The sequence below is a fragment of the Aeromicrobium sp. genome (genome assembly GCF_036675695.1).
Lineage (GTDB): Bacteria > Actinomycetota > Actinomycetes > Propionibacteriales > Nocardioidaceae > Aeromicrobium.
Window position 1 is genome coordinate 1 of record NZ_JAKFEL010000169.1, and the last position, 2,200, is coordinate 2,200.

Annotated in this window: 4 protein-coding genes; 1 reads left to right on the plus strand and 3 read right to left on the minus strand. The window is 66.5% G+C overall.

The window, feature by feature from the left end; genetic code table 11:
- The first annotated feature begins 217 nt into the window (after positions 1-217).
- On the plus strand, positions 218-775 hold the full coding sequence (locus tag V6M39_RS10955) for a hypothetical protein (RefSeq protein WP_332643854.1): 558 nt from the start codon (positions 218-220) through the stop codon (positions 773-775).
- Here V6M39_RS10955 and V6M39_RS10960 read toward each other — a convergent pair.
- The 3 genes from V6M39_RS10960 to V6M39_RS10970 all read right to left on the minus strand — a co-directional run.
- A complete protein-coding gene (locus tag V6M39_RS10960) occupies positions 763-1,089 on the minus strand; it encodes a TraR/DksA family transcriptional regulator (protein ID WP_332643855.1) in 327 nt (108 codons plus the stop codon). The two genes, V6M39_RS10955 and V6M39_RS10960, sit on opposite strands and share 13 nt — an antisense overlap.
- A 34-nt stretch (positions 1,090-1,123) precedes the next feature.
- Positions 1,124-1,492 (minus strand): YciI family protein, encoded by a 369-nt coding sequence (locus V6M39_RS10965; RefSeq protein WP_182376284.1) that lies wholly within the window; start codon positions 1,490-1,492, stop codon positions 1,124-1,126.
- A gap of 116 nt (positions 1,493-1,608) precedes the next feature.
- Positions 1,609-2,200 (minus strand): hypothetical protein (locus V6M39_RS10970; RefSeq protein ID WP_332643856.1); only part of this gene is annotated, 592 nt, incomplete at its 5' end.

Consider the following 2,200-nt stretch of genomic DNA (forward strand, 5'->3'; position numbering starts at 1 on the left):
TCGGCGGACCCGGACAGGACGTGGTCGTCGTCTACCGCGGTCGCTACGCGGACTACGTGGACTGTGGGGGCGCCTACGACACGGTCTACGTCAAGGGCACAGGAACCGGCCCCCGCCTGATCGATTGCGAACGCATCATCCGCAACTGACCCGGCGGTCACGGGACCTGTGTCAACTCCAGCAAAGGCCGAACTCTTGTCGCTGACATGATGCCGCCATGCCTCGCCGTCCCGTCGCCCTCGTTGCAACGCTTGTCGCACTGTTGAGCGGTTGTGGTTCGCCTGTTGAGGATGACGATGCAACGGGACCCAGCGCTGGCGCGGCGGTTGCTCCGGAGCGGTTCACGATCGTTCCTGACGACTACCACGTGCCCTACGCCGGTACAGCTGAAGACGGGCGACGGTTCTTCCTGAGCGATGAGCTCTTCGACTTCGGCTCGGAGGACGAGCCAGGCAGTGGCTATGTCGGCTTGTTCCTGTGGAACGCGGACGGGAGCTTTGCTGAGGTGCGGGTTGACGACGTCCTGAGGCCCGAAGGGCTCCCGCCCGGTCAGGCAGCGAGCGGCGATGCGGACGACGTCGTCCAGCGCCGCCTGGCCGAACTGGGCGACTACGAGCTGGAGCCCATCACCGTCGAACCCTTCCTGAAGAAGGTCAACGGCGTGGACTTCGGCTGGAGGATCACCGAGTACGAGGGCACGTTCTCGATCAACATCGAGCCGGGGAACTTCATTGCGTACTACGAGCCGTGGGACGGCATCGACTACGACACGTGACGAGCGCAGTCGATGCAGTTGCTGGCCGTGGGCCGGGCTTCGAGTCGCGCGGCGCCGATGGGCTTTCCACAGCGCTCACACACGCCGTACTCCCCTGTGGTCCAACGCATCAGAGCTGCCTCGGACTCGGCGACCTGAGATCGAGCCTGCTGGATGAGTGCGTTCAGTTGCGACCGTTCGAAGGCGATCGTGGCGCCCTCGGGGTCGTGTTCGTCGTCGGCGTTGGTGTCGCGTGACGCGGCGACCACGCCCTCGAAGTCGTCGGTCAGGCGGGCGAGCCGGGTGCGCGCAGAGAGCAGTTTGGCCTCCAGCACGTCCCGCTCGCCCGCCGTACCTGACATGAGGAACTCAGGCCAGGCCGTCGAACGGACGGACCTCGACGGTGCCGCGGCAGGCCCTGGAGCCTTCGGCCGCGAGCTTGATGGCCACGTCGAGGTCGGGAACGTCGATCACCCAGAAGCCGGCGATGACCTCCTTGGTCTCGAGGTACGGGCCGTCGGTCATGACGGGCTTCTCCCCCTGGCCGTCGACCACCGTGGCCGTCTCCACCGGCGCCAGTCCACCGGCGAACACCCAGTAGCCGTCGGCCTTGAGCTTCTCGTTGAAGGCGCCCGTCTCGGCGAACGACAGTTCCATGTCCTCCTTGGAGGCATAGCCGTAGTTGTTCGACTCATCCAGGTCGGTCGGGCCGTGGACGCTCAACAGGTAGTTCGTCATCTGACTTCTCCTCAGTTCCCGGTGGTCCCGACGACCGCCGTCTACCTCCGCTACGAATGGCACCACACGGTTCCGACAATCGCGGGGTGAAAGCGCGACAGAAAGGACCGATCAGGTCATTCAGGAAGCGGGATCACGAGCGCTGGGTCCGTCGCGACCTCCCGCAGGGCGGACACGGGTACGACGAATTTCCCCAACGCTGCGTCGTACGACGGCGCCCGGACGACCTCCCGCGCGCTGGTCAGGAAGGTCTCGGAGTGGACGACCTCCACGGAGCGGATGAAGAAGATCTCGGCCGGATCGAGCCGCTTGCTGGTGTTCACGGACGGGTCCAGGGTCCACCGTGGCCTGGTGCCCTTCTCCAGGTTCTCGCGCGTCAGCGAGATCCAGAAGCCGGTCGGGTCGGTGGGATCCGGGAATGCCGCCGACACCTCGGTGACGGCGACCGATCCGTCGGGCAACGTGGTCGCCTCACACGACAGGAGGAAGGCGTCTGGTCCCCGGGTGGCCTCGGCGCACCGGGTGTCCCGGTCCCCCTCTGCTTCCCCGCGGCTGTGGCCGAGTCGCACGTTGAGCCGGTGGTCACCCGTCCCGCCGTACCCGGCCGAGACGGAGGAAGCTTCGTCCCACCGTGTTCGCGGCAGGTCAACGCGTTGCTCGTCGCTGGCGGTGAAGGCGATCGGTCCCAGCGCGAGGTACGGCCCGACG

What these genes read in the sequence shown, in the direction of transcription:
- V6M39_RS10955 (WP_332643854.1), top strand. Translation starts at nt 218, where the DNA reads ATGCCTCGCCGTCCCGTCGCCCTCGTTGCAACGCTTGTCGCACTGTTG.
- V6M39_RS10965 (WP_182376284.1), bottom strand. Translation starts at nt 1,492, where the DNA reads ATGACGAACTACCTGTTGAGCGTCCACGGCCCGACCGACCTGGATGAG.